The sequence below is a fragment of the Flavobacterium ardleyense genome, assembly GCF_042686085.1.
GTDB lineage: Bacteria > Bacteroidota > Bacteroidia > Flavobacteriales > Flavobacteriaceae > Flavobacterium > Flavobacterium ardleyense.
In genome coordinates, this window is record NZ_JBHUOL010000018.1 from 92,313 (window position 1) to 117,090 (window position 24,778).

19 protein-coding genes and 4 tRNA genes are annotated in these 24,778 nt (G+C 33.4%); 16 read left to right on the forward strand and 7 right to left on the reverse strand.

Translation table 11 applies throughout. The features are described from left to right. Position 1 precedes the first annotated feature (1 nt). Positions 2–1,180 carry a class I SAM-dependent methyltransferase gene (locus tag ACFSX9_RS10245; protein WP_379807329.1) on the forward strand — a complete coding sequence of 393 codons (1,179 nt, stop codon included), beginning with the start codon at positions 2–4 and terminating at the stop codon, positions 1,178–1,180. Between the two features lie 5 nt (positions 1,181–1,185). Continuing rightward, positions 1,186–1,755 carry a hypothetical protein gene (locus ACFSX9_RS10250; RefSeq protein WP_379807331.1) on the forward strand — a complete coding sequence of 190 codons (570 nt, stop codon included), beginning with the start codon at positions 1,186–1,188 and terminating at the stop codon, positions 1,753–1,755. Between the two features lie 199 nt (positions 1,756–1,954). Here ACFSX9_RS10250 and ACFSX9_RS10255 read toward each other — a convergent pair. The 3 genes from ACFSX9_RS10255 to ACFSX9_RS10265 all read right to left on the reverse strand — a co-directional run bounded on the left by ACFSX9_RS10255 (position 1,955) and on the right by ACFSX9_RS10265 (position 2,212). Next, positions 1,955–2,028: transfer RNA gene (locus tag ACFSX9_RS10255), tRNA-Arg, on the reverse strand. A gap of 14 nt (positions 2,029–2,042) precedes the next feature. Further along, positions 2,043–2,117, reverse strand: a tRNA-Pro gene (locus ACFSX9_RS10260). A gap of 11 nt (positions 2,118–2,128) precedes the next feature. After that, positions 2,129–2,212 (reverse strand) — tRNA-Ser (locus ACFSX9_RS10265). A gap of 303 nt (positions 2,213–2,515) precedes the next feature. On the opposite strand from ACFSX9_RS10265, the gene ACFSX9_RS10270 reads away from it, so the two are divergent. The 9 genes from ACFSX9_RS10270 (at position 2,516) to ACFSX9_RS10310 (ending at position 9,487) form a co-directional block, all read left to right on the forward strand. After that, complete coding sequence (locus ACFSX9_RS10270) at positions 2,516–3,694, forward strand: acetyl-CoA C-acyltransferase (RefSeq protein WP_379807333.1); 1,179 nt, start codon at positions 2,516–2,518, stop codon at positions 3,692–3,694. Positions 3,695–3,779: 85 nt separating this feature from the next. Beyond that, positions 3,780–4,541, forward strand: coding sequence for a C40 family peptidase (locus tag ACFSX9_RS10275; RefSeq protein WP_379807335.1), 762 nt, complete (start codon positions 3,780–3,782; stop codon positions 4,539–4,541). A 106-nt stretch (positions 4,542–4,647) separates the two neighbouring features. Beyond that, the gene (gene porX / locus ACFSX9_RS10280; RefSeq protein WP_379807337.1) at positions 4,648–6,201 is read left to right on the forward strand and encodes a T9SS response regulator signal transducer PorX; all 1,554 of its coding nucleotides are present in this window, start codon (positions 4,648–4,650) and stop codon (positions 6,199–6,201) included. A 41-nt stretch (positions 6,202–6,242) separates the two neighbouring features. Next, positions 6,243–6,656 (forward strand): tRNA (adenosine(37)-N6)-threonylcarbamoyltransferase complex ATPase subunit type 1 TsaE, encoded by a 414-nt coding sequence (gene tsaE / locus ACFSX9_RS10285; RefSeq protein WP_379807339.1) that lies wholly within the window; start codon positions 6,243–6,245, stop codon positions 6,654–6,656. 116 nt (positions 6,657–6,772) lie between these two features. Then, positions 6,773–7,969, forward strand: coding sequence for an alanine dehydrogenase (locus tag ACFSX9_RS10290; RefSeq protein ID WP_379807341.1), 1,197 nt, complete (start codon positions 6,773–6,775; stop codon positions 7,967–7,969). Between the two features lie 75 nt (positions 7,970–8,044). Then, on the forward strand, positions 8,045–8,431 hold the full coding sequence (locus ACFSX9_RS10295) for a DUF4258 domain-containing protein (protein WP_379807343.1): 387 nt from the start codon (positions 8,045–8,047) through the stop codon (positions 8,429–8,431). A gap of 260 nt (positions 8,432–8,691) precedes the next feature. Then, positions 8,692–8,766, forward strand: a tRNA-Val gene (locus ACFSX9_RS10300). A gap of 57 nt (positions 8,767–8,823) precedes the next feature. Beyond that, the gene (locus ACFSX9_RS10305) at positions 8,824–9,078 is read left to right on the forward strand and encodes a GIY-YIG nuclease family protein (protein WP_379807345.1); all 255 of its coding nucleotides are present in this window, start codon (positions 8,824–8,826) and stop codon (positions 9,076–9,078) included. Positions 9,079–9,232: 154 nt separating this feature from the next. Continuing rightward, positions 9,233–9,487, forward strand: coding sequence for a GIY-YIG nuclease family protein (locus ACFSX9_RS10310; RefSeq protein ID WP_379807347.1), 255 nt, complete (start codon positions 9,233–9,235; stop codon positions 9,485–9,487). A gap of 189 nt (positions 9,488–9,676) precedes the next feature. On the opposite strand, the gene ACFSX9_RS10315 is transcribed toward ACFSX9_RS10310, so the two are convergent. Further along, complete coding sequence (locus tag ACFSX9_RS10315; RefSeq protein WP_379807349.1) at positions 9,677–11,740, reverse strand: M1 family metallopeptidase; 2,064 nt, start codon at positions 11,738–11,740, stop codon at positions 9,677–9,679. 117 nt (positions 11,741–11,857) lie between these two features. Between ACFSX9_RS10315 and recG the strand changes: the two genes are divergently transcribed. The 5 genes from recG (at position 11,858) to ACFSX9_RS10340 (ending at position 20,656) form a co-directional block, all read left to right on the forward strand. Beyond that, positions 11,858–13,960: an ATP-dependent DNA helicase RecG gene (recG, locus tag ACFSX9_RS10320; protein WP_379807351.1), complete on the forward strand. Its 2,103-nt coding sequence runs from the start codon at positions 11,858–11,860 to the stop codon at positions 13,958–13,960. A gap of 182 nt (positions 13,961–14,142) precedes the next feature. Continuing rightward, the gene (locus ACFSX9_RS10325; RefSeq protein WP_379807353.1) at positions 14,143–14,907 is read left to right on the forward strand and encodes a hypothetical protein; all 765 of its coding nucleotides are present in this window, start codon (positions 14,143–14,145) and stop codon (positions 14,905–14,907) included. Positions 14,908–15,108: 201 nt separating this feature from the next. Continuing rightward, positions 15,109–16,167, forward strand: coding sequence for an efflux RND transporter periplasmic adaptor subunit (locus tag ACFSX9_RS10330; protein WP_379807355.1), 1,059 nt, complete (start codon positions 15,109–15,111; stop codon positions 16,165–16,167). 96 nt (positions 16,168–16,263) lie between these two features. Further along, a complete protein-coding gene (locus ACFSX9_RS10335) occupies positions 16,264–19,350 on the forward strand; it encodes an efflux RND transporter permease subunit (protein WP_379807357.1) in 3,087 nt (1,028 codons plus the stop codon). Positions 19,351–19,354: 4 nt separating this feature from the next. Next, on the forward strand, positions 19,355–20,656 hold the full coding sequence (locus ACFSX9_RS10340) for a TolC family protein (protein ID WP_379807359.1): 1,302 nt from the start codon (positions 19,355–19,357) through the stop codon (positions 20,654–20,656). A gap of 81 nt (positions 20,657–20,737) precedes the next feature. Here ACFSX9_RS10340 and ACFSX9_RS10345 read toward each other — a convergent pair whose 3' ends face one another. The 3 genes from ACFSX9_RS10345 to ACFSX9_RS10355 all read right to left on the reverse strand — a co-directional run bounded on the left by ACFSX9_RS10345 (position 20,738) and on the right by ACFSX9_RS10355 (position 24,543). Next, positions 20,738–21,571, reverse strand: coding sequence for an arsenite methyltransferase (locus tag ACFSX9_RS10345; RefSeq protein ID WP_379807361.1), 834 nt, complete (start codon positions 21,569–21,571; stop codon positions 20,738–20,740). Positions 21,572–21,588: 17 nt separating this feature from the next. Continuing rightward, entirely contained in the window at positions 21,589–21,918 is a 330-nt protein-coding gene (locus ACFSX9_RS10350) for an ArsR/SmtB family transcription factor (RefSeq protein WP_379808323.1), read from the reverse strand. Between the two features lie 120 nt (positions 21,919–22,038). After that, positions 22,039–24,543: a cation-translocating P-type ATPase gene (locus tag ACFSX9_RS10355; RefSeq protein WP_379807363.1), complete on the reverse strand. Its 2,505-nt coding sequence runs from the start codon at positions 24,541–24,543 to the stop codon at positions 22,039–22,041. Between the last annotated feature and the right edge of the window lie 235 nt (positions 24,544–24,778).

The window sequence follows — 24,778 nt, forward strand, 5'->3', positions numbered from 1 at the left end:
TTTGGATATTAAACAATTACTTCAAAGTGATATTCAAGATTTTATTGATACCAATCTTAGTTCCGATACCACAAAGTTAGCTTTAAAGAAAAATCCATTTCCAGAAGTTAATTATACTGATATCATTCATCAAGTTGCATCTAAAAAGAAGGCGAAAGACAAGCTTCCTATTTGGTTTTCAGCTCATAATATAATATATCCCGAAAAAATATCGATTGAGCAAACTTCTTCTGAAATTACGGCAAAATACAAAGCATCAATTATATCTGGTAGTAGTTTAATTGATTGTACTGGTGGATTTGGGATTGATGATTATTACTTTGCAAAAAACTTTAAAAACGTAATTCATTGCGAAATTAATAACGATCTATCGGAAATTGTACAACATAATTTCAAGCAATTAAAAGTTGAAAACATTACTTGTTTATCGGGCGATAGCACCGAAATATTAAAGAATAATAATCAACCGTTTGATTGTATATATATCGATCCGTCAAGACGAAATAATGCGAAAGGTAAAGTTTTTCTACTAGCTGATTGTCTACCAAATGTAGTTGAATTGCAAGATTTTTACTACGAATACACAAGCAAGATTTTAATTAAAACAGCTCCGATTTTAGACATTCAGGCTGGATTAGTTGAGCTAAAAAATGTTGCAGAAATTCATATTGTCGCCGTAGACAATGAAGTCAAAGAAGTTTTATGGTTGATTAAAAAAGGATTTAATGAAAGCCCAAATATTTTCGCCGTAAACATTGAAAAACAGCAACCATTTATTACAAAAATTGACTTGACTAAAGAGTATCGACCAACTTTTAGTTTACCAAAAAAATACTTATACGAACCAAATGCCACTTTAATGAAATCCGGTGGTTTTGACGCCGTTTCTGAGGTTTTTGATATAGATAAGCTCCACCAACACTCACACCTTTATACATCGGATGAAATCAAAGATTTTCAAGGTAGAAGATTTGAAATTATACAACAAATCTCTTTTCAAAAAAACGACTTAAAGCAATACATTCAAAGTCAAAAAATGAATGTTTCCACTCGGAATTTTCCGCTAAAACCGGAAGAAATTAAAAAGAAGTATAAAATCCAGGATGGTGGCACGCTGTTTGCTTTTTTTACAACTAATTTAAAAAACGAAAAAATAGTTTTACTTTGCACCAAAATATAGATTCAATGAAAAATATAATTACCCTACTTCTTTTAATTCCTGTGTTTTCATTAGCTCAAAATAAAAAATGTGAGTATGACATAGATGACAAAACAGATTCAACTTCTATAAAAGTCCTCCCCCAGAAATTAATGCATGAAAAAGTTTTTGGTAACACAAGTGAATTCTTGTTCTTTTCTTTGGTAAACGAAAATGGAGTTCCGTACTTAAACATACAACAATTACAAAAAAGTAAAGATTTTATTAAAATAACTTGCGTAAGTAAAAGTTCTAAGATCATTTTGCAACTTGAAAACGGAAAGTTCATTACTTTGATAAATGCATTTGACGAAACTTGTAGTGATTTAAGTTATGATGTTTCAGAAAAAAATAATATAAGAATTTTGTCAGGTTACTATTATTTTACAAAATCTAACTATGAAGAATTCAAATCTAGCCCAGTTTCGCTAATGCGCATTCAATTTGGCTCTGAAACAAAAGATTATGTACTGAAGACCTCATTAGTTTCAGAAACACTACAAACAACTTCTAATCCTGCGAGTTATTTTATGGATTATTTAAAGTGTATTGAATAAGAATTATATCAAATATTATAAAAGTAAGAAGCTTCGCAATTTGCGAAGCTTTTTTATTGAGAAGAATTATAGCTGAAGAAATAGTAATTTCAATATAATATAAATACAGTTTTAACGTTTCAGTAAAATTCAGCTAAAATATTAGTTTTTAAAAAGTATCAAAACCAAAAAAACCACTGCATTTGCAGTGGTTTCTGTGTGATCGCGCCAGGATTCGAACCTGGGACCTACTCATTAGAAGTGAGTTGCTCTATCCAGCTGAGCTACGCAACCATTATTTATTTTCGTCGGGGTGGCAGGATTCGAACCTGCGACCTCCTGGTCCCAAACCAGGCGCGATGACCGGGCTACGCTACACCCCGAGAATAAAAAGCGGAGAGACAGGGACTCGAACCCTGGCGACAGTCACCCGTCGACAGATTAGCAATCTGCTCCGTTACCACTCCGGCACCTCTCCTTTTATTCAAGCAAAATCCTAACGTTTTTGCGGTTGCAAATGTAGCATTACATTCCTTAGTATGCAAGTAATATGAGAGTTATTTTACATATTTTTTTAAATATTCTTTAAAGCGTCTTATTTTCAATACGATACCAAATAATATTTTTTATTAATATTTCACTTTTCATATCAAATAACTATAAATCGGACACATACTAAAAACAAATCTTCATTGCGATTTTATTGTAATTACATAAAAAACCGTAATCAAAATTAGAATAAAATTAGTAATTTCGCAATTCAAATAAAAATATTAGTATTATGAATAAGAAAGTAGTTATAGTTTCTGCTGTTAGAACTCCAATTGGAAGTTTTATGGGTGCTTTATCAAGTGTACCTGCTACAAAATTAGGAGCTGCTGCCATCAAAGGCGCTTTGAGTAGAATTAATTTAGATCCTAAATTAGTTGATGAAGTATTAATGGGGAACGTAGTTCAGGCTGGAAATGGTCAAGCACCTGCTAGACAAGCTGCTTTATATGCTGGTTTATCTGAAAACGTTTCTTGTACAACTATCAATAAAGTTTGTGCTAGTGGAATGAAAGCAGTTATGCAAGGTGCACAAGCTATTATGGCTGGTGATGCTGAAATCGTAGTTGCTGGTGGTATGGAAAACATGAGTTTGATTCCACATTATGTTCATTTAAGAAATGGTGTGAAATTTGGCCCAACATCATTAGTAGACGGAATGCAAAAAGACGGACTTACTGATGCATACGATAATAGTGCAATGGGTGTTTGTGCTGATTTATGCGCAACTGAATATAATTTTTCAAGAGAAGATCAGGATAATTTTGCAATTCAATCTTACAAACGTTCTTCTGACGCTTGGGATGCTGGAAAATTTGATGCAGAGATTGTGCCTGTTGAAGTGCCTCAGAGAAGAGGTGATGCCATTGTAGTTTCTAAGGATGAAGAATATACTAACGTAAAATTAGATAGAATTCCTTCATTAGCTCCTGTTTTTACAAAAGACGGGACAGTTACTGCAGCAAATGCTTCAACAATTAATGACGGTGCTGCTGCATTAGTTTTAATGAGTGAAGAAAAAGCAAAATCTTTAGGATTAACTCCTTTAGCTTATATTAAATCATATGCAGATGCGGCCCAAGAACCAAAATGGTTTACGACATCACCTGCAAAAGCATTACCAAAAGCATTAGCAAAAGCTGGTTTATCAGTTGGTGATGTAGATTATTTCGAATTTAACGAAGCTTTCGCAGTAGTTGGTTTGGCTAATGCTAAAATTTTAGAAATAGATGATTCTAAAATAAACGTAAACGGAGGTGCTGTTTCATTAGGTCATCCACTTGGATGTTCTGGTGCAAGAATTATCGTTACATTAATTAATGTTTTAAATCAAAACAATGCTAAAATTGGTGCAGCTGCTATTTGTAATGGTGGTGGTGGTGCTTCAGCAATTGTAATTGAAAGAGCATAATTTATAATTTTTACTAATGATGAATTTTGAATTTTAATTACATTTGTAAGGAATTCATTATTCATCATTTTTTATGTATCCGTTTATGTTTGGAATTTGTAATTTAGCCATTGTACCTTTAAGAGCCGAAGCTAGCGATAAAAGCGAGCAGGTTTCCCAATTGTTATTTGGGGAACATTTCAAAATTATTGAAGCTACTGCAAAATGGTCGCAAATAGAATTAGATTTTGATGGATACATCGGATGGATTGACAACAAACAATTTCATCCAATTACTGAAGAACAATATGCGTTTTTAAAAGATGCACCTATTGTTTTAAATGCTGATTTAATCGAATACATTTCCACACCAAACAATTATTTACTTCCAATTCCGCTAGGCTCGTCCCTATCGTTCTTAGAAAATGAAGAAATAAATACCAGTAAATTTAGCTTTGATGGAATGAAAGTTTGTGGCACTAAACCGAAATCGGAATTAGTCAAAACGGCATTTATGTATTTGAATGCACCTTATTTATGGGGAGGAAAATCGCCCTTTGGTATTGATTGTTCGGGGTTTACCCAAATGGTTTATAAAATAAATGGCTATCACTTACTTCGAGATGCATCGCAACAAGCTACTCAAGGCGAACCGCTAAGTTTTATTGAAGAAAGCGAGCCTGGAGATTTGGCATTTTTCGATAATGACGAGGGAAATATTGTTCACGTCGGAATCATGATGGAAGATAATTACATCATTCACGCTTCTGGACAAGTTCGAATTGACCGTTTAGATCACTTAGGAATTTACAACGCGGACACCAACAGACATACACACAAATTACGTGTTATTAAAAAAATAATTTAATCCTGATAATTTCAGGATTTTTTTATGGGAATATTGAAAAGTTTTATACTAATTTTAATACAAACGCCGTTTAATAAATACTAACTTGCACACAAATAATGTAAAAATGAGCCAAATAAAAATACTATGGGTTGATGACGAAATTGACTTATTAAAACCACATATTCTTTTTTTAGAAAAGAAAAATTACCACGTAACTACTTGCAACAATGGACAAGATGCAATCGATTTATTTGATACTGAGAACTTCGATATCGTACTTTTAGACGAAAACATGCCTGGTTTAAGTGGTTTAGAAACTTTGGCAGAAATAAAAGAAAAGAAATCTTCCGTTCCCGTAATTATGATTACGAAAAGTGAAGAAGAATATATAATGGAAGAAGCAATTGGTTCTAAAATTGCCGATTATTTGATAAAACCTGTAAATCCAAATCAGATTTTATTAAGTTTGAAGAAAAACTTAGACCATTCTCGCTTAGTTTCAGAGAAAACAACTTTAGATTATCAGAAGGAATTTAGAAAAATTGCGATGGATATGTCGATGGTTCGCACTTATGAAGAATGGGTGGAATTGTATAAAAAGTTAGTCTTTTGGGAACTAAAACTGGAAAATATTGAAGACCAAAGTATGGTTGAGATTTTGGAAAGTCAGAAAGCTGAAGCCAATATGCAATTCGGGAAGTTTATCGAACGTAATTATGAAGATTGGTTCCAACCAAAAGCTGATAAACCGATTCTTTCGCACGAAATTTTCGGAGAATTAGTAGCTCCTGAAATCCGTAAAAAAGATAAACCAATTCTTTTCATCGTAATTGATAATTTACGCTATGATCAATGGAAGGCGTTCGAAGGAATTGTGAACAATCACTATAAATTAGAGAAAGAAGTTAGTTATTTCTCAATTTTACCAACGGCGACTCAGTATGCAAGAAATGCTATATTTTCAGGACTTTTACCGGCTGATATGGAAAAGAAATTTCCGCAATATTGGAAAAATGATCCCGAAGAAGGTGGAAAGAATTTATACGAAGGCGAATTCCTTACGGAACAATTAAAGCGTTTGGGTTTAAACATAAAGCAAGAATATTATAAAATAACCAATTTTAATTCGGGAAAAAAATTAGCTGACAATTTCAAATCCTTGAAGAGTAACGATTTAACGACTATTGTTTACAATTTTGTAGATATGCTGTCACACGCTAAAACCGAAATGGATGTAGTGAAAGAATTGGCATCAAATGACAAAGCATATCGCTCATTAACAGCGAGTTGGTTTAAGAACTCACCTTTATTGGATATGATTCAACAAGCTCAACAAATGGGTTTTAGATTAATTATCACAACTGATCACGGAACTATTAATTGCAAGAATCCTTCAAAAGTTATCGGAGATAAGAACACTAGTTTGAATCTTCGCTACAAAACAGGTAGAAGTTTAACGTATGAAGACAAAGATGTTTATGCGGTAAAAGATCCGAAAAAAATCGGATTGCCTACTTTAAATATGAGCAGTTCTTTTATTTTTGCGAAAAACGATTTATTTTTGGCTTACGTAAACAACTACAATCATTATGTGAGTTATTATCGAAATACGTATCAACACGGAGGAATTTCGTTAGAAGAAATGGTAATCCCGTTTTTAGTTTTTGAACCTAGATAAAAAGTAATTAGTAATCAATTTTCAGAAAATTAGAGTATTATATGACAATAGTTTTTTCATTAGACGAAATAACAAAGGTTGCTAAACAGATCATCGCAACTCCTTCTTTAAAAAAAATAATTACGTTCCACGCTGAAATGGGTGCTGGAAAAACGACTTTAATTAAAGAATTGGTGAAGGAATTAGGTGTGAAAGATAATTCGAGTAGTCCTACATTTTCATTGGTCAACGAATACCGAACTTCCGATGGAGAAGTTGTTTATCATTTCGATTTATACCGATTGAATTCGGAAGAAGAAGGATATGATATGGGTTTAGACGAATATTTTTATTCCGATGATTGGTGCTTTATCGAATGGCCCGAAAAAACACCTAATTTAATTCCAATTGATCATGGAGTAATTTCCATCAAAGTTTTACCCGATGGAAAGCGCGAATTGACCTTAAAAAACTAATAAAAACTAATAAAAAGTGAAAGAGAATAGAAATTAACACTTGCTATTCTCTTTTTTCTTTATTCTTTTTTTTCATCCCAAAATTATTACTAATTTAGTTGCTCAAAACACACACAATGTCTATATATAGTCCATTTTCTGCCTCTCAATTACTTCCACAAGAAGAAAAGCTTGAAGTAGCACGACATAAAAGCGAATTGTTCATTGGAATCCCAAAAGAGACCTCTTATCAAGAACGTCGTATTTGCTTAACGCCCGATGCCGTTTCATCTTTAACTTCTCACGGACATCGTGTAATGGTCGAAGCTGGAGCCGGAACAAATTCTAGTTATTCAGACAAAGAATACAGTGATAATGGTGCGGAAATTACAAACGACACCAAAAAAGTATTGGGCTGCCCGATGATTTTAAAAGTGGAGCCTCCTACTCTTACAGAGATTGAAATGATGAATCCAAAAACCATCTTAATTTCTGCGATCCAATTAAAAACACAGAAAAAAGAATATTTTGAAGCATTGGCCAAAAAAAAGATTACTGCTTTAGCATTTGAATTCATAAAAGATGAAGATGGTTCTTATCCAGCAGTCAAATCTTTATCAGAAATCGCAGGAACCGCTTCTATTTTAATCGCGTCTGAATTAATGATTGGAGATAATCTCGGAAAAGGATTGTTATTCGGCAATATCACTGGAGTTCCGCCAACAAAAGTGGTAATCATCGGAGCTGGAACGGTTGCAGAATATGCAGCGCGAACTGCTTTAGGTTTAGGAGCAAGCGTAGAAGTTTTTGATAACTCAATTACGAAATTACGTCGCTTACAAAACACCTTAAATCAACGTATTTTTACATCTACCATTCAAGAAAAGTCACTTTTAAAGGCATTACGCCGTTGTGATGTCGCAATTGGTGCTATGAAAGGAAAAGATCGTGCACCGATTATCGTTACCGAAACAATGGTGGAACATATGAAAAAAGGAGCCGTTATTGTTGATGTTAGCATTGATACGGGCGGTTGTTTTGAAAGTTCTGAAGTAACTACTCATGAAAATCCAACATTCATTAAAAATAACGTAATTCATTATTGCGTTCCAAATATTCCTTCTCGTTATTCAAAAACAGCTTCGATGTCTATTAGTAACATAATATCCCCTTCTCTCTTGCAAATTGCGGATGATGGAGGAATAGAAAGTGCTATTCGTTGCGATAAAGGCCTAAAAAATGGAATCTACAGCTACCACGGACTATTAACTAATAAATCAATTGCTGATTGGTTTAATTTGGATTACCGAGATATTAATCTAATTGTTTTCTAATATTACTTTAAAACACAAGCCAAACAATATGTTTATGTGTTTAATTTATAGTAAATTTGCACAAATTATATTTTTATGAAGTTTCAGTTTCGTTTAGCTTATTATATGTTTGGTTTGTTTTTAGGAGGCGTATTTGTAATATGGTTTTTAAAATCAAAAGCTACTGACAGAGGAGTTGAATTTTGTTATTTTCCAAATTGTAGAGTTTTAAAAGATTTAAGAAGTAAATCTTTAGAAATTGACACCTTGGCTCAGCGTTCAATCGATCAAAAATTAGTCACTATGGACGATGTTCGCAACAGTTTACGCTATGGTGATGTTGATTTTGATAAAAGTAATAAAGATTACCGCAAAGGTAAAATTTACATTATTGAGGGTAAAACTGCTAGTAATGAAGAAATTACCATTACAATGGTCAATTACACCAATAAAGTCCTTTTAGAAAAGATAGAGAAAAAATAATATTTTATTTAAAAACGCTTGCAGAAACAAAAAATCATCCTATATTTGCACTCGCAATACGGAAGTAAAGCAACTTATTGGGGCGATTAGCTCAGCTGGTTCAGAGCATCCCGATTCTATCGGGAGGGTTGGGGAAACAAACCTCAATAACCAAAACAAATAAAATATTGGGGCGATTAGCTCAGCTGGTTCAGAGCATCCCGATTCTATCGGGAGGGTTGGGGAAACAAACCTCAATAACCAAAACAAATAAAATATTGGGGCGATTAGCTCAGCTGGTTCAGAGCACCTCGTTTACACCGAGGGGGTCGGGGGTTCGAACCCCTCATCGCCCACCGAAATTTAAAATCCTACTTTATGTAGGATTTTTTTATACGCCAAATTTAAATTATATGCACTATTTCGTTTACATTCTTCACAGTCCAACAAAGGACAAATTCTATATTGGATATACTTCCGATCTAAAAGAACGCATTATTCGTCACAATCAAAAAAGCAAAGGTTTTACAGGTTCCACTAATGATTGGGAACTCAAATATTACGAAACGTTTAACAATAAAAATGATGCTATTAGTCGTGAAAAACAAATTAAGAGTTGGAAAAGCAAAATAAAAATCAAGGAATTAATTACGACTTCTGATTTATAAAATAATTAGCTCAGCTTATTAAGAGCATCCCGATTCTATCGGGAGGGTTGGGGGTTCGAACCCCTTGCCGATAGAATCGGCACAAGCAATCGCCCACCAAAATTTAAAATCCTACTTTATGTAGGATTTTTTTATACGCCAAATTTTAAATTATATGCACTATTTCGTTTACATTCTTCACAGTCCAACAAAGGATAAATTCTACATTGGATATACTTCTGATATAAAAGAACGCATAATTCGTCACAATCAAAAAAGCAAAGGTTTTACAGGTTCCACTAATGATTGGGAACTCAAATATTACGAAACGTTTGACCATAAAAATGATGCTATTAGTCGTGAAAAACAAATTAAGAGTTGGAAAAGCAAAATAAAAATAAAGGAATTGATTACGACTTCCGATTTATAAAATAATTAGCTCAGATTATTCAGAGCATCCCGATTCTATCGGGAGGGTCGAGGGTTCGAACCCCTTGCCGATAGAATCGGCACAAGCAATCGCCCACCAAAATTTAAAACCCTACTTTATGTAGGATTTTTTTATACGCCAAATTTAAAGCTCTCTTAAATTTTAAACTTTGACAAAGTTGAAATCTCCTTACTCATTCAAAAATCTTAAATACAACTCTTTTAAATCGCCAGTCGCTTTGCTTGCCAATTGAGTTACTAACGCTCTATATTTTGCATTTTTAAGTGATTTTCTGATAGCTTCTCTTCCAAACTTGGTAAACTGCCATTTGTGATGAATTGTGGTTTGAAACAATAACGCAACTACTTTTTCATCATTTGGATTCATCTGTAATAATAATTCCAAAGCATTTTGTCTTACAGAGCTTTCATAATTTGTAGAAGCGAAGTCTAATAATTTTTCATAGCATTCAAATTGCCTTTGTTCGGAAATATCTTCAGTATTCATTGCTAAAGCCAACCAAGTTAATTTAAAACTTTTATCATTATTTCCTTCAATTGCTTCAGTTTGTTCTAAATACTTCAGGCGATCTTCAGGGAAATTTCGCCATAAATTACCTAATGCTATTTCTTTAGTTTTGTATGAAGCATCATTTAATAAGGACTCGTATTGTAATTTAAAAACAATTGGAATTACTTTTACAGTTTCAGCTACAGCTTGTCGAACTTGCACCGAATTAGTATTCATTGCAACTTCTAACAACGCTTTTCGCTCATCGAAAGGTAAATTTTGTGTGTGATAAATAACGTATTCTTTCATTGGAAAATAAGCAGATGAATCAAGTAATTCTATCAATTCTGCTAATGATTTTTTCGATTTTCGAAGTTCTTGGAATTCTTGAATAAATTTGTTTTTGTCCAAATAGCGCTGTGCAATTTCTGTCTCAAATCCGGATTGTTCCAACCAAACCTTTTTAAAATTTTCCACATCATATCCTGAAACTTGTTTTAAAATTTTCAAGAAATCATCCGTATTTACATTTTTATATTGGTATTTCTTCAAATACTTTTTAACAGCTTTTTGAAATTTTTCCGGCCCAATATCTTCTCGCATTACGTGCAAAGCCCAAGCTCCTTTTTTGTAAAACGTTAAAGAACTCGCTTTTTCATTCATTACCGGAATTATGTCGGTTTTGGAAGCTCGTTTTAACTGCTCAGCATAAGTATTCAATTGATCATAGAAATAATCATCGCCAAATAAATTTCGTTCCGCTAATAAGGCATAATAAGTCGCAAAACCTTCTTGCAACCAATGATGTTTACTTGATTCTGCCGTAACTAAATCACCAAACCATTGATGTGCTAATTCGTGGGCATTCACATTTATATAATTTCTATCATTGAAACCTATGGGATCTACCACAAAATCTTGTGCAAAAATCGTAGAAGTCGTGTTTTCCATTCCGGCATATAAGAAATCACGAACCGGAACTTGTCGGTAAATATGCCAAGGATACTTCACTCCTATTTCTTTTTCCAAATAATCAAACATTTGTCTCGAATAGCGAAACGTGGGTTCAAATTTATCGACATCATTTTTATCAATATAAAACTCTAAAGGCGTACCCGATTTTGAAGTTTCAAACTGCTTTTCGAAATTACCAATCGCCAACATCACTAAATAAGACGACATCGGTTTTTGCATCTGGTAATGCCATTGTTTTTTACCTTCTTTGGCATTTGTACTAATTCGGTTTAAAGAGCCGTTTGCTAATGTTTGAAAATTATTATCGAATTCAACCGACAGATTAAAAATCACTTTTTCATTCACATCATCAAAACTTGGCAACCAATAACTAGTGAATTTCCCTTGTCCTTGAGTCCATATTTGTAAATTTTCACCTTCTCCCGTAAAATATAAAGTCTGTTTCGGTTTAGCCGAATAATTGAATGAAATTCGGTTTTTCCCTCTTTTATATCCTTCAAATAAATCTAAAGTTTTGCCGGAATTCTTATAATTTACCAAAATACCATTAATAAAAACTTCAGAAAACTGCATATTAATTGCATCAATTTTAATAGTATCAATCGCTTGTTTTAACTTAAATTCATAAGTAATACTTCCCGAAATCGATTTTTCGACTGGATTTGGAATTACTAAAGCATTACATTTTATAAAATCAACTTTATTGGTTTGTTGTGCAAAAGCGGTTATTCCGAAAAGACCAATAAAAAGGAAACGAAACATTTTCATACATTCTAATTTATGATACGAATATAAGCATTTTCAAGTGGTGACATTTCTAAATTAACAATTTATAAACTATCTTCGCTTAACAATATAATTTATAAGATTTACAATTTACAAAACTTGAACTTACTCGAAACTCCAATAGAATATCTCAAAGGCGTTGGTCCACAACGTGGCGATTTATTACGCAAAGAATTGGGAATTTTCAAATATAGCGATTTACTGAATTTATATCCCAACCGATATATCGATAGAACGCGTTATTACAAAGTAAATGAATTACAAAATAATAATTCAGAAGTACAAATTGTTGGGAAAGTAATCAACATTAAAACCGTTGAACAAGCCAAAGGAAGAGGCCGATTAGTCGCAACTTTTGTAGACGATACAGGCCAAATGGAATTGGTTTGGTTTCAAGGCCAAAAATGGGTTCGCGAAAGTTTAAAAATCAATACCGTTTATGTGATTTTTGGAAAAGTGAGCCAATTTGGAGCTACTTTTAATATGGCACATCCTGAAATGGAATTGTTAGAAGAGCATAAAGCAAGTCTTCGTTCTGCCATGCAACCCGTTTATCCAAGTACAGAAAAGCTTGCCAATAGAGGAATTACCAACAAAGTGGTCAATAAAATGATGCAACAATTGTTTTTAGAAACACAAAATTTATTTCAAGAAACAATTCCCAATTATCTATTAGAGGAGTTAAAGTTGATTCCAAAAAATGAAGCCTTATTTAACGTTCATTTTCCAAAAAGTCAAGATTTATTAGCTAAAGCCCAATTCCGATTGAAATTTGAAGAATTATTTTTCATCCAACTCCAATTAATCACCAAAAACCTGATTCGAAAGCATAAAATCAAAGGAATGCCTTTTGAAAAAGTAGGAAATTATTTTACCGATTTCTACAACAATCATTTGCCTTTCGATTTGACAAATGCTCAAAAAAGAGTGCTAAAAGAAATTCGAAATGATTTAGGAAGTAACGCTCAAATGAATCGTTTACTACAAGGAGATGTGGGTTCTGGAAAAACTATTGTAGCCTTAATGTGTATGCTTTTAGCCAAAGATAATGGCTTTCAAAGTTGCTTAATGGCTCCGACAGAAATCCTCGCTAATCAACATTTTATCGGAATTTCAGAATTAGCTAATGAACTAGATATCACAATTAAAATACTTACAGGTTCAACTAAAACTTCAGAACGAAAAATCATTCACGAAGCTTTAGAAAACGGTTCTTTAGATATCTTAATTGGAACGCACGCTTTACTTGAAGATAAAGTAAAATTTCAAAATTTAGGCTTAGCGATAATTGATGAGCAACATCGTTTTGGCGTTGAACAGCGAAGTAAATTGTGGAAGAAAAATGTAATTCCTCCTCACGTTTTAGTGATGACTGCTACTCCTATTCCTCGAACTTTAGCGATGAGTTTGTATGGTGATTTAGATATTTCAGTGATTGATGAATTGCCACCCGGCAGAAAACCAATTCAAACTGTTCATCGTTTTGATAGCAATCGTTTGAAAGTTTGGAAATTTCTGAAAGATGAAATAGCCAAAGGACGCCAAATTTATATAGTTTATCCTTTAATTCAGGAATCCGAAAAAATGGATTATAAAGATTTAATGGATGGTTATGAAGGGGTTTCAAGAGATTTTCCATTACCACAATATGCAATTTCAATTGTGCACGGAAAAATGAAACCTGCGGAAAAAGAAGCAGAAATGCAACGCTTTTCAGCAGGAAAAACGAATATTATGGTCGCGACAACTGTGATTGAAGTTGGTGTAAATATTCCAAATGCTTCGGTAATGGTAATTGAAAGTGCTGAACGCTTTGGATTATCCCAATTACATCAGTTAAGAGGTCGTGTTGGTCGTGGTGCCGAACAAAGTTATTGTATTTTGATGACCAGTCACAAATTAAGCAACGACAGTAAAATCAGAATGGATACAATGGTTCGCACGAATGACGGCTTTGAAATTTCGGAAGTTGATTTGAAATTACGTGGTCCTGGCGATTTGATGGGGAAACAACAAAGCGGTGTTTTAAATCTTCAAATTGCTGATTTAGTGCGTGATAAAGATATTTTACAATTAGCACGTCATCACGCCATAAAATTACTGAAAGACGACGCTCCGATGGAAAAACCAGAACATTCTAAATTGCGAGTTGCTTTCATTGAAATCAGCAAAAAGAAAACCATTTGGAATTATATTAGTTAGAAAAAAGCTACTAATTTTAAAATAATGAGTTTTAAATTAAACTCAAAAATTATACTTCAAAACAATTCTTTTTTAATCTATTGGAACTGAATTGCTTCTTACAAAGCAAAAAATAAAACACACTATTGTTGACTTAAAAAAAATGATTAAGTTTGTATTAACTTGATTCTAAAACTAAAAAAATGAGCTCAAAAAAAATCACTAAAATTGAAGGCGACAGCCCCTCGCCGACTTCAACTTCATCGTCAACAACTTTTGTTCCAACGAGTGAAGCGAAAGGAAAAGCAACCCAATTGCGATTATTTGCATTATTAAGTTGGGCAGTAGCTATTGTGGCTCAAATTTTTGCAATAAAATTTGTGTTATCACAACCTATTAATATGCCTTGGATTATTGGGCTTATTGTTGTGGATTTGGCATTCGCTATTTTAGGTTCTTACTTTTGGAAAAAATCAAATCGATTAGACCCAGCTTCAGAAAAAAATAAATTTATGTTTTTCATGCAGAGTCAATTGGGCTTAATCGTAGCTGTAATTGCTTTCCTACCGTTAGTTATTTTTGTATTCACAAATAAAAATATGGATGGAAAACAAAAAGGGATTATTGGAGGAATTGCCGTTGTAGCTCTTTTAATTGCTGGAATAACAGGAACTGATTTCAATCCGCCTTCAGTGGAACAATATACTGAACAAACCGAACAGGTAAAAGACTTAACAGGTACAAATCTTGTCTATTGGACAAAATCAGGAAAAAGTTATCATTTATATAATGATTGTGGTTACATCAATTCGGACAGAACAACTGAAATTTTTGAAGGAACTGTTGCTCAAGCAAGAGAATTAAAGAACATCGATCATCTTTGTACTCGTTGTGAAAACAAAGCAAAGAAAACTAAAGATTCTGATTTAATCATTGATACAACTACAATAACTGATAGTATTGAGTAGTTTATAATACAATTTCCATTATACAAAACGCTGTACTTCTACTTAAAAGTACAGCGTTTTTTTATAATTTATTTTTAATGTATTGTATAAAATAAGTCTAAACAACATTTGTATCTACAAATAATGTTAAATAATTTATAACTTTTTGGCTTTTTTAATTCGTATAACATAGATTTGTAGGCTTAAGTATTATTCTATATTATGAAACTGAAAACTATCCTTATTACCTTATTCGTCCTGATTTTAATTGGATTAATTGGGTATCGAATTACATCAAATACCACTGCATCGGGAAAAAACAACAAGAAAGGTGATAAAAAACCACCAACGATGGTTGACGGTATTGTACTTTCTGAAAAGGATTTCTCTAATGTAATATCACTTTCTGGTTCTATTGAAGCCAATGAAAATGTGGAAATTAGAAGTGAAGTTTCTGGAATTGTAGAGCAAATCTATTTCACAGAAGGTACGAATGTAAACAAAGGACAAGTTTTACTAAAAGTGAATGATATTGAATTACGTGCTCAATTATCGCAAGCAACAACCAAACAAAACTTAGCTTCTGAAAATGAAAGAAGAGCTAAATTGTTACTTCAAAAGGAAGCAATTAGTCAAGAAGAATACGATATTGCTAGTGCGGAATTCAGAAGTTTGAAAGCACAATCGCAATTGATTCAAGCTCAGATTGCTAAAACTTCTATAAGAGCTCCATTTTCGGGTAAAATCGGATTGCGAAATATTTCACCTGGAACCTATGTTACTCCTTCTACTCTAATCACAAAATTGGTGAGTTCTAATCAAGTGAAAATCAGTTTTTCGATTCCTGAAAAATACGCTACTGGAGTTGAAAATAATACTTCGGTAAAAATTACGATGCCAAATAGTTCGGAATCTTTTTCGGCAAAAATCTACGCCATCGATCCTGAAATTGAAATTGCTACAAGAACTTTGAAAGTAAGAGCAATTGCGGATAATCCTTCAAACAAATTAATTGCTGGAACTTTCGCCACTGTGGAACTTCCGTTGAAAAACATTAAAAACGCAATATTAGTTCCTACCGAAGCCGTAATTCCGATTCAAAATGGAAAAGTAGTTTATATCGCATCGAATGGAAAAGCAAAAGAAGTAAAAATTGAAACTTTAACCCGAACCGATAAAGATGTTGTGGTCACTAGCGGAATTAAAGCTGGTGATACTCTAGTAGTTTCTGGTGTAATGGCGATTAAAAATGATGCTGACATAAAAGTTAGGATAAAATAAAATCCCAACATCTAAATTCCAAATCCCACTATTGGATGACGGAAATTCAACTATAAAATTTCAACTCCGAAGCTTCGGAACAAATTATAACTTCAAATGAGTTTATCCACATTAAGTATAAAAAGACCCGTTTTTACCATCGTAATCAATCTATTAATTGTATTATTTGGTATTTTAGGGTTCAACTATTTAGGCGTGCGCGAATATCCGTCTATCGATCCTGCTGTAATTAACGTTAGAACAAATTATACAGGAGCAAACGCAGATATTATCGAATCGCAAATTACAGAACCGCTTGAAAAAGCAATTAACTCGATTGATGGTATTCGAAATATCACTTCTTCGAGTAATCAAGGTTCTAGTAATATTACCATCGAATTTCAATTAGAAAAAAATCTTGAAGAAGCTGCGAATGATGTACGTGATAAAGTATCGCAAGCCATTCGAAGTTTGCCTCAAGATATTGATGCACCGCCAGTCGTAGCTAAGGCTGATGCCGATTCGGATGCGATAATTTCGATGACGGTTCAGAGTAATACAAAAAATGTATTAGAACTAAGTGATTATGCCGAAAACGTAATTGGTGAGCGAATTCAGACGATTCCAGGCGTAAGTAGTGTTCAAATTTGGGGACAAAAAAGATATGCAATGCGTATTTGGATTGATCCACTTAAAATGAATTCGTATGGCGTTACGGTTGGTGATGTTAAAAAAGCATTAGACAAACAAAATGTAGAACTTCCGTCAGGAAAATTAACAGGAGCTAATACCGAATTAACCGTTAAAACCGTAGGGAATCTATCTACAGAAAAAGAGTTTAATGAGATTATAATTATTTCCGATGACAATCGCACCGTAAGATTAAGCGATGTTGCCAATGTTGCTTTAGAGCCTGAAAACTTAGAAACAAAATTAACATCGAACGGAAAACCGATGGTTGCTGTGGCGATTATTCCACAACCTGGAACGAATTACTTGGAAATTGCCGATCAATTTTACAAAGAATTAGAGCGTTTAAAAAAGGATTTACCAGCAGATATTGAATTAAATATTGCTTTAGATAACACTTTATTTATAAAGCAATCGGTAGTTGAAGTAGCGGAAACACTAATGATTTCAGTAATTCTTGTAATTATAATTATCTTTTTATTCTTTAGAGATTGGTCGATTGCTATTCGTCCGCTAATTGATATTCCGGTTTCACTAATTGCAACATTTTTTATTATGTATCTTTTTGGATTTTCCATTAATGTACTAACTCTTTTAGCAATTGTATTAGCCACTGGATTAGTGGTTGATGATGGAATTGTAGTCACCGAAAATATCTATAAGAAAGTTGAAGAAGGAATGTCTCCTATCGAAGCAGCAATTAAAGGTTCGAATGAAATTTTCTTCGCCGTTATTTCGATTTCTGTGACGTTAGCAGCCGTGTTTTTACCGGTAATATTTCTGGAAGGTTTTGTGGGCCGACTCTTCCGAGAGTTTGGAGTAGTTATTGGTGCTGCCGTATTAATTTCGGCTTTCGTATCCTTAACGTTAACACCAATGTTGAATGCTTATTTAATGAAAAGCGGTAAACAAAGAAGAACTAAATTCTACAATTATAGTGAACCTTTCTTCGTAAGTTTAAACAAAGGATATGGTGATTATTTGACTAAGTTTTTAAGCCGAAAATGGATAAGTTTTCCAATTATTGCTTTTTGTTTTGGATTGATTGCTTTCTTTTTTAGCATTCTTCCGAAAGAAACTGCTCCGTATGATGACAGAAGTTTAGCGGTTATAAGTGTTGCTACGCCCGAAGGTGCAACTTATGATTATACCGATCGCTTTATGCAAGATTTGTCTAATTTAATAAATGATTCCATTCCAGAGAAAAAAGTGGCTATTGTAATTACTTCTCCAGGATTTTTATCTTCTTCTGTGAATTCAGGTCGAGTTCGTTTGGCTTTAGTGCCACCGGGAGAAAGAGAACGTTCTCAAAAAGAAATTGTGCAAAACTTAAACAATTGGACCAAAAAATATCCAGAAGCCAAAGTAAACGTTTCGGAACAACCTACTATTTCTGTAAACAGACGTGGTGGTTTGCCAATTCAATATATTATTCAAGCACCAAACTTTGAGAAATTAAGAGCTAAAATTCCGTTGTTTATGGAAGAAGCTGCTAAAAATGAAACGTTCTCAAATGTAGATGTCAACTTAAAATTCAATAAGCCTGAAATCAACGTATCTATTAATCGTGAAAAAGCGGAGAGTTTAGGTGTTTCAGTAATTGATGTGGCACAAACCCTTCAATTATCATTAAGTGGTCAGCGTTTTGGTTATTTTATGTTGAATGGAAAACAATACCAAGTCATCGGTCAATTTGATCAAAAAGATCGTAGTGCTCCTTTAGATTTAACTTCGATTTTTGTAAAAAATAAGGATGGAAATCTAATCCAATTAGATAATGTTGTGGAAGTTGAAGAACAGAGTAATCCACCGCAGTTATTTCACAACAACCGTTATATGTCGGCCACTGTTTCCGCAGGTTTAGCTCCAGGAAAGAGTATGATTGACGGGATTAATGCGATGGACGAAATTAAAGCGAAAGTATTAGATGAAACTTTTACTACCGATTTAGGTGGCGAATCTAGAGATTTCGTGGAAAGTAGTTCTAACACTTCTTTCGCATTTGGACTAGCTTTATTATTGATTTTCTTGATTTTAGCGGCTCAGTTCGAAAGCTTTATCGATCCATTTATTATTATTATCACAGTTCCATTGGCTGTAGCCGGAGCATTATTTTCGCTTTGGTTATTTGGACAAACTTGGAATATATTTAGTCAAATTGGAACGATTATGTTAATTGGATTGGTAACCAAAAACGGAATTCTGATTGTGGAATTTGCGAACCAATTAAGAGAACAAGGAATTCCAAAATATGAAGCAATTATCGAAGCTTCTGTAGCACGTTTACGTCCTATTTTGATGACGAGTTTAGCAATTGCTTTAGGAGCTTTACCAATTGCAATGTCATTTGGAGCAGCTTCAACAAGTAGAATGGGAATGGGAGTTGTAATTGTAGGAGGAACTTTATTCTCGTTAATCTTAACATTATTCGTTATTCCTTCGATTTATATGCTTTGGTCAAGAGCCAGAAAACACCGTCCTGAATTTGATAATTTAGATGCTTTAGAAAAATAATAATATGCAGAAGATATATAAAATAGCCTTACTCCTTTTACTAGGATTTTCAACGCAAGCACAAGAAGTGCTGTCGTTAGAAGATGCGTTAAAAATGGCTTTAGAAAATAATTACGATATTAAAATTGCTACAAACAATTCAAAAATTGATGCCACCAATAATTCTTTGGCTAGAGCCGGAATGTTGCCAACATTAAATGCTAATTTAACCAACAGCAACAGTATTTTAGATACCAAACAAACACAAGGCGACGGAACGGTAAGAGAAGTTGACGGTGCAAAAAACATGAACTTGAGTTATGGTGTTGGGCTCGATTGGACGATTTTTGACGGTTTAAGTATGTTTGCCCGAAAAGAACAATTAAACGTTTTAGAACAACAAGGAAAAGCCGAATTGCAAACTGCGATTTTGAATAAGATTAGTGATGTTTATGTGACGTATTTTGATTTGGTGCAACAGCAACAAGTCTTAGCATCGATTGATACTGCAATTGTAATTTCAAATCAGCGTTTGAATACGGCTCAAAACCGATTTAGTATTGGAAAAGCTTCCAAATTAGAAGTTTTAAATGCTCAAGTAGATTTGAATAGCGATTTGAGTTTACTATTAAAGCAAAAAGAAGCATATCGCATTACTAAAATTAGAATGAACGAATTATTAATTCGTGAGCTACAAACTGATTTTAAAGTGAATGAAGAAATCACCTTTGAACAAAATTTAGACTTTGCCGAACTAACAGAAACGGCTCAAAAGCAAAATCCCGTACTCCAATCGCAAATCTTAACGAAGAAGGTGGCCGATTTAAATTTGAAGCAAGTAAAAGGGAATCGTTATCCGACAGTTCGATTAACTTCTGGCTATAATTTCACCCGTTCAGAATCTTCATTAGGATTTGTAACGGAATCTTCAGGAAAAGGATTTGTATACGGTGTAACGGCTTCTGTTCCAATTTTTAATGGCTTTCTTCAAAATAAAAATGAAAAAATTGCTAAATACCAAGTGGAGAATGCTGGTTTAGTTTTAGAACAGCAAAAGCTATCTTTAGAAACGGAACTGGCTTCTTTATATGCGAGTTATCAAACCAACTTAGAATTGGTAAAAGTAGAAGAGAAAAACATCGAAATTGCTAAGCAAAACTTAGATATTACTTTAGCGAAGTTTAAAATTGGAACAATTACCACAGTTGAATTTAGAACCGCTCAACAAAATTATGTTGAAGCATCGGTTCGTTATTCAAATGCACAATATGTCACTAAAATTTCAGAAATCAATTTAAAAGAATTAGCGGGAACTTTAACTTTTTAGTTCGATGCTATAAAATACAAATAAAAAAAGAGGATTTAGAAAAGTCCTCTTTTTTTATGCAATGAAATTCAAAACTTAAAATTAACAGCAATTTGGAGCACAACAAACTGCTTCTTTTTCGCCATAAACCGTAATACTATAAATATTAGTTTTGTTTGAATTATAAGCTGTAATCTCTTCTTCGTTTAAATATTCTTTTAAAATATCGGTTGGAATAATGATTGGTTTTTCCTTTTGAAGCGTCAGATTTGTGAAGCCAGCATCTTTTATGATTTGTAAATAATCCTCTTTTAAAATCGCACTGGCAACGCAACCTGCGTACATTTCTGCAGCATTTTTAATTTTCTCAGGTAAATCACCTGTAAGAACAATGTCCGAAATACTGAAGTGTCCGCCTGCTTTCAAAATACGAAATACTTCTTTAAAGGCTTTCGGTTTATCCGGAACTAAATTCATCACGCAATTACTGACTACTACATCAGAAGCATCAGAAGTTATTGGCATTTTTTCAATATCTCCTAATCGAAATTCTACATTGTTAAAGCCTAATTTCTCCGCATTATTTCGAGCTTTATCAATCATATTTTCGGTAAAATCAATTCCAATTACCTTTCCTGTAATTCCTGCTTCGTGTCTTGCCACAAAACAGTCATTTCCAGCACCACTCCCTAAATCAACCACCGTATCACCCGGTTTAATTTTGGCAAATTCTGTTGGTAAACCGCAACCTAATTTCAAATCTGCATCCGGATTATACCCTTCTAAATGAGCATATTCATCACTCATAATATTATAAACTTCTGTACTACAACCGCCACTTCCACAACAAGATGAAGCATTAGTTTCTTGGTCTTGCAAAGCAATTTCACTGTATTTTTGCTTTACCATTTCTTTAATCTGATCGTTTGTATCCATTGTATTTGATGTATTAATTAACAGCAACTCGTTCTACTTCCCATTTTAGAAGTTAGTTGTTGCAAATAGTTATTGAATTTTTCTAAAGTCGTTTCGTTTACGCAATAGCAAATCGCATTTCCTTCAATTGTTCCTTGAATTAATCCTGCCTTTTTTAATTCCTTAAGATGTTGCGAAACTGTGGCTTGTGCCAAAGGTAATTCGTTGACAATATCACCACAGATGCAAGTATCTACACTTAGTAAATACTCCATAATAGCAATTCTTGCCGGATGACCTAATGCTTTTGCAAGAATTGCCATTTCGTTTTGTTGTGCTGTAAAATGCTCTGATTTTGTACTTCCCATTGTATCGTAAATTCTATATTGCAATATTACGATATAGATTTTAAATAGAAACAATTTTTAAGTTTTTTTTACTATTTTTTTTCTTGAAGTTTTGATTATGAAAGTCAGCTGCTGAAAACATCACTTAACTTTATTTTTAATTCTAGCACTTAATTTTACCAACTCATACCAAATTACAGCGATAAACCCTACTCCAGTAGCAATCATTATTTGGTAAGCAGTAAGATTTCCAAATTCAAAGAAACTATTTAAAACAGGTACAAAAAGTAACAGTGCCGTAATGGCAAGTGTGATTCCAATAATTAATGAAATTAAATTATTTTTGTAACGCATCGTAGTGAAAATAGAATAGTAAAACGAACGATTTACCAAAGTCAAGAAAATATTCGCTACAATTAAAACGATGAAAACCATTGTACGCGTGTGAGCTTGATCCATTCCTTGTGAAACCGAGTACTGATAGATAAACAAAGCTCCAGCAGTGATCGCTAAACCTTGAATGATACTCGTAATTAATTCCTTCCAATTGAAAAATGAAGTGCCATAAGGTCGTGGTTTTTGAAGCATTGTATTTTTCTCAATCGGTTCGTTTTCAAAAATAATAGAACACGTTGGACCCATTATTAATTCTAAAAATATAACGTGAACCGGAGATAATATATTAGGATAAATCCAGCCTAAAACTAACGGAATAAAAACTGTAAGAATAATCGGGATGTGAATTGAAATAATGTATTGAATCGCTTTTTTCAAATTGGTATAAATACGTCTTCCCATCGCGACAGCATCCACCATTTTAGACAAATCGTCTTCCAGTAAAATTAGCGAAGCAGCTTGTTTGGCAATTTCTGTTCCTTTCTTTCCCATTGCAATTCCAATATGAGCTGCTTTCAAAGCCGGACCGTCATTTACACCATCGCCAGTCATTGCTACTATCTGATTATTCGCTTTTAATGCATTGATAATTCGTAGTTTTGCTTCCGGAAACATTCGTGTAAAAATATTGATTTGCATCACTTTTGCTTGCAGTTCTTCATCGGACAATTGCATTAAATCGGCACCCGAAATATTTTGGTCAATTCCTTTAAAGCCGATCTGTTTCGCAATAGCAGTAGTAGTTTCTGCATTATCACCCGTTACAATTTTTACTAAAATTCCAGCTTCGTAAAAATGATTCAAAACACTTTCAATATTAGCTTTTGGTGGATCATAAAAGGCAACAATTCCTAGGAACTCAAATTGAAATTCTTGTTGGGTTTCAGGAAAATTAGTAGTTGTAAAATCAGCTTCACCAACTCCTAAAACACGATAACCTTCCGAAGTAATTGTTTTTACAGCTTCATCAATCTGTTGGATTTCCTCTGTTGATAAATTAGAAACTTGCATTATAGCTTCGGGAGCACCTTTGGAAGCGATAATTCTTCGACCTGCTTCATTTTTAAAAATATGAGTCATCATTGGAGGTTTTCCGTCCAATGGATATTCATGAATCATTTTAAAATTAGGTCTTTCGTCTTGAATTTTCAAATCGCTATAAGCCTGATGCAAAGCAATTTCCATCGGGTCAAACGGAATCGGTTCACTTGCCCACATCGCGATTTCCAACAAGTGCTTTTCATTGGAATTAACATCGGATTGTTTGACAATCCTTTGAGATTTAAGCGAAAATACGTGAGCCAAACTCATCTTGTTTTCAGTAATTGTTCCTGTTTTATCGGTACAAATAACCGTAGCCGAGCCTAATGTTTCAACCGTTTTCATTTGCTTTACTACAACGCCCATTTGCATTAAACGCCAAGCTCCAAGTGCCATAAAAGCGGTAAAAGCCATCGGAATTTCTTCTGGTAAAATACTCATCGCCAGTGTCAATGCTTTCAGTAAACTATCTAATAAATTATAGGAATAGAAATAATTAATTCCCCAAACAATTACAAAAACTAGCGCGCCAAATAGTACTAATTTCTTAACAAAGGTGTTGATTTGTATTTCTAATGGTGTTTTTTCTTCTTGAATACTTTCTAAACTTTCGCCAATTTTCCCTAGCTTAGTTTGATTTCCAATATGCGTAACCTTAACGATTGCCAGGCCAGTTGCCACCGTTGTTCCATTATAAATAAAATTATCTTCTTTGGTTTTATCTTTAAAAACTGCAAACGATTCGCCCGTAAGTATGGATTCGTTTACCGAAAAATCATTGGAATGCACAATAATTCCATCGGCTGTAATTGAAGTGCCTTCTTCGACCATCAAACTATCACCAACTACTACATCTTCAGTTTTTATGGCAATTATTTCACCATTTCGAATTACATTGCAATTGGGTTGCGAAAAATCGTTTAACTTTTCTAAAGCATTTCTGCTTTTTGCATCTTGATATAACGAAATGACGGAAACAATAACAATAGCAGCTAATAGAAAAACAGCATTTCCTGTTTCGCCACTCGCAAAATAAATTGCAGAAGCCACCAGTAATAGAACAATCATTGGTTCTTTTGCTAGACTTTTTATAGCTTCTAAAACACCACTTTCTTCTTTAAAATTCAAAGTATTTTCTCCAAATTTCTTTCTTGACGAAAGTACTTCTGCATTCGTTAATCCTTTGATATCGAAATTATTTAAAGGCATTTTTAGTTTTTCTTATAATGGATTAATCAACTCAAAAGTACACATTCTGCGGTATTAAACAAGATGATTGAATTTATATTTTACAGTTAAAAAAAAGGATAAACATTAAAATTTTTGTAACTAATGTTTCGTGCTTAATAGCACCAGTAATCAATTAGTATTTAATAATTCATTATACTTTAACATTCATCAAACCATCAAACGCAGATAAGCTTATTTTGTAATCGCTTAAAAA